The sequence below is a fragment of the Microcoleus sp. Aus8_D2 genome (assembly GCF_036702665.1).
In the GTDB taxonomy this organism is placed as follows: domain Bacteria; phylum Cyanobacteriota; class Cyanobacteriia; order Cyanobacteriales; family Microcoleaceae; genus Microcoleus.
The window spans coordinates 49,731-57,487 of record NZ_JAUBUN010000015.1 but is presented as its reverse complement, the minus strand read 5'-3'; the positions used below and the strand labels follow the sequence as shown (position 1 = coordinate 57,487).

The 7,757-nt window shown below is 48.9% G+C and carries 3 protein-coding genes and 1 pseudogene; 3 read left to right on the top strand and 1 reads right to left on the bottom strand.

Annotation, left to right across the window (positions count from 1 at the left end; all coding sequences use genetic code 11):
- Window positions 1-2,323, bottom strand: a pseudogene (locus tag QUB64_RS14240) (hypothetical protein); the annotation flags it as partial.
- 185 nt (window positions 2,324-2,508) lie between these two features.
- Between QUB64_RS14240 and QUB64_RS14235 the strand changes: the two are divergent.
- The 3 genes from QUB64_RS14235 to QUB64_RS14225 all read left to right on the top strand — a co-directional run bounded on the left by QUB64_RS14235 (window position 2,509) and on the right by QUB64_RS14225 (window position 7,568).
- Complete coding sequence (locus tag QUB64_RS14235; RefSeq protein WP_333274799.1) at window positions 2,509-4,485, top strand: hypothetical protein; 1,977 nt, start codon at window positions 2,509-2,511, stop codon at window positions 4,483-4,485.
- Between the two features lie 78 nt (window positions 4,486-4,563).
- The gene (locus tag QUB64_RS14230; protein ID WP_039887172.1) at window positions 4,564-4,680 is read left to right on the top strand and encodes a photosystem II reaction center protein I; all 117 of its coding nucleotides are present in this window, start codon (window positions 4,564-4,566) and stop codon (window positions 4,678-4,680) included.
- A 350-nt stretch (window positions 4,681-5,030) separates the two neighbouring features.
- Entirely contained in the window at window positions 5,031-7,568 is a 2,538-nt protein-coding gene (locus tag QUB64_RS14225) for a DUF3769 domain-containing protein (protein WP_333274797.1), read from the top strand.
- The last annotated feature ends 189 nt before the right edge of the window (window positions 7,569-7,757 follow it).

The following is a 7,757-nucleotide window of genomic DNA, read 5'->3' as shown; positions in this document are numbered from 1 at the left end:
CGGATAAAGTTGCTGAATTTTCGAGCAAGTTTCCCGGTGCGACATCTGATAAAGTTTCGACAACTTCAGGAATTTGCAAATTTTCAAAACTTGGCGACTGTGAAACATCAGATTGAGACTCAGATTCCGCAACTTCCGGTAAAAACTGACTCTCAATCAAAGACAAATAATCAACAGCCTTCGCAAACTCCATCCTGGGGAAAAAAGGCGACAATTTCCAGCGTTTAGCAACTTCAAGCATATCACGAGTCGGGCCGCCGCCGTGGTCGCCAACTCCAGGTAACCAAAGAGCATCTTGTAAACCAGTCTTAAATTTCCAGTCAAAAGCATGACTTGCCATTTTGACAGATTCTACACTTTCGCCGATCGCACCAGACATCATGCTAAAAATTTTAGTACCATCCAACCCTTCCCACCAAAACGCACCGTAGGGAAATTCCGTCGAATCATTCCAGCGCAACTTTTGCGTCACAAAATAATCAACTCCACCTTGCCGCAAAATCTGAGGTAATTGCCATCCAAAACCGAAAGTATCCGGTAGCCAAGCCACCCGCATCAATTCCCCCAACTTTTCTTTCGCATAACGCTGTCCGTAAAAAACTTGTCGCACCATTGATTCAGCCGAAATCAAGTTTAAATCCGGTTCAACCCACATCCCACCGACAACTTCCCAACAACCAGCCGCCACCTGTTTTTGAATCGCTGCAAATAAGTCCGGGCGGTACTCTTCCATCCAAGCATAAAGCGCTGGAGTTGAATGACAGAAAATCAAATCGGGAAACTCCGATTGTAGTTTCAACACCGACTCAAAAGTTCGCTCTGCTGCTTCCCAAGTTTCCGGGACAGGCCACAGCCAAGCCAAGTCTAAATGAGCGTGGCCAACCAAATAGATTTTAGCTGCGTATATAGATGTATGGTAAGTTTCAAGTGAGTCAGGTCTAGATTGGTAATTGGTAATTGGTAATTGGTGATTGGTAATTGGTAATTGGTGATTGGCTGGCGAGTGCCTCACTTGATTGAGAAAAGCTATATCGCCAATTTCTTCTATATATATAGATGTAGTGTCACGATTTTCCGCAACCTGAGAAACTTTCTCCCTTCTTCCTCCCTCTGCGCTCTCTGCGTCCTCTGCGGTTACATCATCTAAATCCCCAGAAAAAGATGTCAGATTGCCACTTTCTCCTATATATATAGATGTAGTGTCACGATTTTCCGCAACCTGAGAAACTTTCTGCTTTCTTCCTCTCTCTGTGCGATCGGCGTCCTCTGCGGTTACATCATCTAACTCCCCAGATAAAAAATCACTCTCGCCATTTTCTCCTATATATATAGATGTCGGATTGCGATTTTCTGCGCCCTCAAAAAAACTCTCCCTTCTTCCTCTCTCTGTGCGATCGCCGTCCTCTGCGGTTGCATCATCTAACTCCCCAGAAAAAGATGTCAGATTGCCACTTTCTCCTATATATATAGATGTAGTGTCACGATTTTCCGCAACCTCAAAAAAACTCTCCCTTCTTCCTCCCTCTGCGCTCTCTGCGCTCTCTGCGGTTACATCATCTAACTCCCCAGAAAAAGCCCGCAGACATCGCAGTAAATTGTGCCGCAAAACAGACAAAGATCGATCGAACTTTTGGCGATCGCACACCGCAGACCAATCAATCAAACCCAGGGCCAAATCAATCTCAGATTTCAGCACTTCCCCCTTGACAAACCCGGGGGGAGTTGCTATAATTTCGGTGGGCAGGTATGGGAAATTTTTATTTTTTCGATTTCGAGTCAGCGAATTTTGCAAAATCTCTAATTCCGCAGCCACAAAACCCGGATCGAAACAAGCAGAATCCGCAGCTTCGTACAAACAAATCGATCGCACTAAAGCACCGCGATCGTGGCCCGGACTTACCAAGCGTAAAATAACTAAAAATTCATCTCCCGGATTGACCGACGAGCTCAACAAAACGCGATCGGCACAATCGAACAAATCACCTTGTCCAACTAACTCACCGTTCACAAAAATAGTCGCATCTTCCGCCCACCAAGTCAAGCCCAGCAGCAACCGCAAACCAAGCACAGGATAGCCGTGCAAATTATCAGGAATGACAAATTTCTGCCCTAAATAAACAACTTGTTTCCCAGACGGCCAAGCAATATGTCCTTTTTCGTTAATTTCGGCAACCTGCTCGTTAGAAATACCTACCGAACCCACAGCAGCCGAGTCAGCATCGCAGTACCTCCAACCAGACTGAACCTCCACTTGGCTGAGGCGGCGCAACTTCTCTACAACTTCAGAAATATTATTGCTGGCAGGTGGCACGGAAGTGTTCATTTTTGGCTAAAATAGGATTTGCGTAGGAATCAGGGTTCGGCATTGAACCGCGAAGACGCGAAGGACGCGAAGAAATAAAGGTTTCAGAGGGTTTGAAACTGCGATTAATATTCTGGTTTGATTTTACGGCAAAATTCAGCTATTCCGGCGCTAATCTAAAATCAGGCAATTCAATAATTAAACTTATGTCTAACGGTTACTCTGGCCCATACCAAAGCCGATTATTAAATTTTATATCGAAACAGTCCCGTCACGTTGCTGATAATTGCGATCGCACTTGGCGACAAATTCAAGCTGCAACTCTCAATGCTACCCAAATTCTACTTTATCCTGCTTACTTGCTCGTCCAAAGTTCCCGAATGTTGAGCCGACAGTTGCGGGAATCTAGTCAAAAAGTAGATTTACCGGAACTTCAAGAATATGGCGGCGAGGAAAATCCAGATTGGTCTGAAAATTGGTATCCTGGGGAAAATTCCGAGGTAAGCTCGATCGACCAAATCTTAAACCTTGCCGAAAATTTGCTAAACTCGTCGCAAACCGCTACAACTTTAGCCAGCTTCTCGCTGTTAATCCAGACAAGTCCTGCAACTGGGAAGGCTACTACCGATTTACCTCCGACTCTAAATTTTAGCGGAAAAATCGCTCTTCATCCAACAACTTCCGTTTTAGAACATCCGCTGGCTAAAACTCCATCAGACACCAAACCGAAAGTTGAGGGAATCGCCAGTTTGATCCGGGCCCGCACTTTAGTCTTGGTGGGAGATGAAAATCAGATATTAGATATTTTGACACCCGAACAGCAAGAATTGCTGGAAAGTCGCATAACTTGGGAAGTCGCCAACTGCGGGCCGGAACGTCGTGCAATTACTCAAAAAGAATTACAATTTAATCTTGGTTTAAAATCTGCTGCTAAAAAAGCGCAACTTCCCCCGGTGCGTCGTTTTTGGGAATTGATGGCCTGGCTCCAGTCGAGTCCGGTTGCTGTGAAAAGAAATCAGTTTGGAGAATCAATCCTGGCGGTAAAAGGCGCGATCGACCGCAATTCCATCCTAGTCCAAAAAGCTACCATGCCGATCGCTCCTGCGAACACCGCGCAGCAGTCGATTGCTGCATCGAATTCGATCGACCACAATATCCCAAAATTAGAAACTAATTTTAACAGCAAGTTCGATCGCTCTGGCAATCCGCTCTCATTTGTCACATTACTCGATCGCGCCGCCGTCAACCTCGAAGAATTTACCCTCCCCCCAGCCACCAAAACCACCGCCACCAAGTCAGAGGTAAAAAATGATACATCTGCCTCCAAAACCAATTTAGGTCTGTCAGCCCGCGAAATCCTCGAAAAATACGCTCAAAGCATCGAAAAAATGATTTGGTCGTCAGTAGACCACCTTTTGGGCAAAGAAACAGCGGCAAGTGACAACACCGAGAAAGCGGTCGCAATTCAGTATTATTTAAAACAGCGACAAGAAGAGAAAAGGCAAAACAGCCCAAAGGTCGATCGACCTTGGTTGAATTGGCAAGACTTATTCGGGGAATCAGCACCGCAGCACTTAATCGCAGGAAGTTCCGAAGCCGACGCCACAGCTCAAAGCCTCATATCACAAAACAGCCAAAAAGTCAAGGAGGAAATTGCAGAATTAGTAGAATTGCCAGAAGGTCGATCGACCGCAGTCTCAAGATCGCCTTACCCAGAAGCAATTCACCGCCTGCTGGCGCAGCTCAAACAGAGCTTGATGGCAAAAGTGCCACAAAGTCAACCCCAAAAAGGTTCAAATTTAGCAGTCACTCCTGAAAAAAGCTCTGCACTCGCAGCAGAATCAACCCCAGGACGCGCACAGGACACCCAAGTGCCAAAACACACAAACCCCAACACCCCACAAAACAACCAATCCCCAGCAGCCATCACCCAGCAAACCAGCAGATACACCCCCGCCACCAACCCCGCACAACCAAAAAATCAGATCGCAGGCGTCCAACCCGAGGCCCAATACTTAGAAACCAAAGCCGAATCGATGGGTTACATTAAACACCCACTAGAACAAGTGCTCGAATGGCTCGATGCAATCATGGTGCGCGTCGAAAAAATCGTCGAGCAACTCTGGAATTGGGCAAAAATCAACTTGCCAACAATCCTCAAAAGCAAAGATAAAATTGACTAATCTTTAGCTTATGATAAAAAAGTTGCCGCAACAGCAGCAAATCAGCTCGCTATTATGCCATTTTTGGAGACTCCCACAGTGCTAACCCTCAAAATCGTAGTTAATGTAGTTGTTCTATTTTTTGTTTCCCTGTTCATATTTGGATTTTTGTCCAATGACCCAGCCCGGAACCCCAACCGCAGAGACATGGAATAAACCAGCTATCTCCGTCGCTGACTCGGGGGCACGCCACCGCAGCCCCCAAACCCGCAAAAATTAGTTCAACAAAACTTGACCTCGCACCACCAGCGAGGTTATCTTGTGGCGAAACAAACCCGGTGGCGAGGAAAATATTAGCTTTGGCCACGAAAAGTCTCCCAAGCAACGGGGTTTCTGAGGATGAGCGGGTTAGGTGCAGAGCGCACCCGAAGATTTCTGGTTAAGCTGGAAACGCTGCCTGTTAAATGCAAAAATTTCGATGATAAATTGTCCGCTATAAAAAACCATCTAAAATCTAAAATATCAAATCTAAAATCTAAAATTCGGATGACTCACCTGTTGTAATTATGCCCTATCCGGTACCGCCAGAACCCCCTGCTATCATCTACATCGCGAAACCAAAGAAAGTCGCCCTCACTGTCGCGGCCGGCGATGGAGACACTCGCAGCAACTCCGCAGAAATACCGGAACCAAGCCCAGAAATCGTTCAGCCAGAACCAACACCCGCCCCGCAATCAGAAGGAGCCACACTCCAGGGCACCACCCCAGCCACCAGTCAGCCTCCAGAAATCGCCGACCCCCTAACCTCCGTGGAAAACGGCGACGCAGTAGTGGGATTTCAGCGTCCGGTTCCTGCGGGAACACCCGAAACTGCGCCAGCCCAGAAAGATGTTTCGTTTACTGCTTACCAGTTAGGTTCGGTAGAAAATGCTGTTGCCGCTGGGAACAGGCAACGAAATGCCGGGGAGCAAGGAAAACAGGACAAGAATGCGCTCCGACAGCAGGAAAGTTGGTATCAGGCCAAAGGCCGACAGTTAGAAGATAACTCCCCCGTACCTGCGGAGATTCCCATTCCCGAACCCGCGCCAGAACAGCCTTCCACCAAGCAGCAAGAGTTGGAGATTCCAACGGCGCCAACGACGCCAACGACACCCAAACCAGCCACGCCCCCAGCCCCCAAACCGAAGCCCAAACCCGCGCCACCGCCGGGAACCCGCACTGCGCCTGCTCAGCGGACGGTGCCTTTTCCGGTGAGTCCGGCCGATACGATCGAAATTAAGGCCGACAGCCAAGAATTTGACGACAAGCAGCAAATTGTGACGGCGGTTGGTAGGGTTGTGGTGCGGTTCCGGCAAACTGTGATAGATGCCGATCGCGCGATCGTCAACTTAGTCACCCGCCAAGTGATAGCATCCGGCAATGTCGCCTATACCCGCGGCCAACAAGTAGTCCGCGGCCGACAGATGGAATTCAATCTCGGCCTCAACTCCGGCGCAGTCGAACAAGCCAGCGGCGAAATATTCCTCCCCTCCGCCAGCACCGAGTTAACGCCGACATTACCCACAGATATCAGCGCCGGAACCATTCTCGAACAGCCCCTGAGCGATCGAATTACCAGCCAGCAGCCCGTGCGCGGAGTCAAATCCTCCGGAGCCGCAAATATTACCATCGGGGGCGGCGGACAGCTAGCAGCCCCCCAAATTACCGGCGCCGTCAACCGCATCCGCTTTGAAGCAGAACGCCTGGAACTCCTACCAGACGGCGCTAGAGTAGCAACCAACATTCGGATTACCAACGACCCGTTTTCCCCGCCAGAACTCGAATACAGGGCCCGGAGAGCGACGATTAGAAGGATTTCGCCCACGGCTGAGGAATTAGTCACAAATTCGCCCCGCTTGGTGTTCGACAACCGCATCAAAATACCCGTCTATCCCCGCAGACAAGTGTTTGACAGCAAACAGAAGAACGGCCCCTGTTTGACTTTTGGCTACGACGTGCCCGACAGGGGCGGTTTGTTCGCCGAGTGCGCTTTTGAGGTATTGCAAAACGGGCCCGTGCGGCTGAGCCTGACGCCCCAAGTTTACCTCCAGCGGGTCGTCGAAAAACACGGCGGCAATCCGTTTTTCCCCGACAGCTACGGGCTGAAAGCCAGGTTGGGTGCGACTCTGGGCCCGCGCACGGGCATCGACGGCTCGGCGGTATTTCTGAGTTTCGACAATTTCCCGAATTTGCCGGAAAACAGCTTTCGGGGTAATTTGCGCCTGCGACAGTCGATCGGCACTCACTCTCTAGCAGCAGAATATAGTTATCGCGATCGACTGTTCAACGGTTCTCTCGGCTATCAAACCGTGCAGAGCAGCCTGGGGGCCGTCCTCACTTCCCCAGAGATGCAAATCGGCAGCACGGGCATCAATTTCAGTTACCAAGCCGGGTATCAATTTATCAATGCTGACACCGATCGACCAGACTTGCTCGAACCAGTGCGCGAAAACAACCGCATCGATTTAGGCCGCGCCCAAGCCAGCATCGCCCTCAGCCGCGGCTTCAACCTCTGGCAAGGTCAACCGCTACCCCGCACTCCCACCCAGGGTTTGAAGTACACGCGCACGCCGGTGGTTCCTTTCTTGCAACTAGCCTTGGGAGTCCGGGGAGTTGGCTCTTATTACAGTAGCGGCGACAGACAAAATTCGCTCGCCAGCAGCATCGGGCTTCAAGGGCAGTTCGGCCATTTCTCCCGCCCTTTCCTCGACTACACTGGATTTAACGTGACTTACACTCAGGTAGCGCGGGACGGGGTATCGCCTTATTTGTTCGATCGGCTAGTAGATTTGAAAGTCCTGTCTTTTGGACTTGTGCAGCAAGTTTACGGAGGCTTTCGAGTCGGATTTCAAAGTGCTATTAATTTAGAGAGCAGGGAAACAATCAGTACGAACTACACTTTAGAGTACAGCCGTCGCAGCTACGCAATTATTTTGCGTTTTAATCCTGATCGTCAAGTCGGCAGCCTGACATTTAGAATTAGCGACTTCAACTGGAACGGTACACCCCAACCTTTTTCCGGGGACGTGCGAACAGTAGAAGGAGGCGTGCGTTTATCCGATTAATTCAATTGGGTAATTGGTAATGGGTAATGGGTAATGGGTAATTAGTAATTGGTAATTGGTAATTGGTAATTGGTAATTGGTAATTGGTAATGGGGAAAAAGGTAATTGGTAATTGGTAATAACGAAGCAAAAAAAAATCACCAATTCTCAATTCACCAATTCTCAATTCACCAATTCTCAATTCTCCAA

Coding starts and splice junctions, on each gene's coding strand:
- QUB64_RS14235 (WP_333274799.1), top strand. CDS start 2,509: ATGTCTAACGGTTACTCTGGCCCATACCAAAGCCGATTATTAAATTTT.
- QUB64_RS14225 (WP_333274797.1), top strand. CDS start 5,031: ATGCCCTATCCGGTACCGCCAGAACCCCCTGCTATCATCTACATCGCG.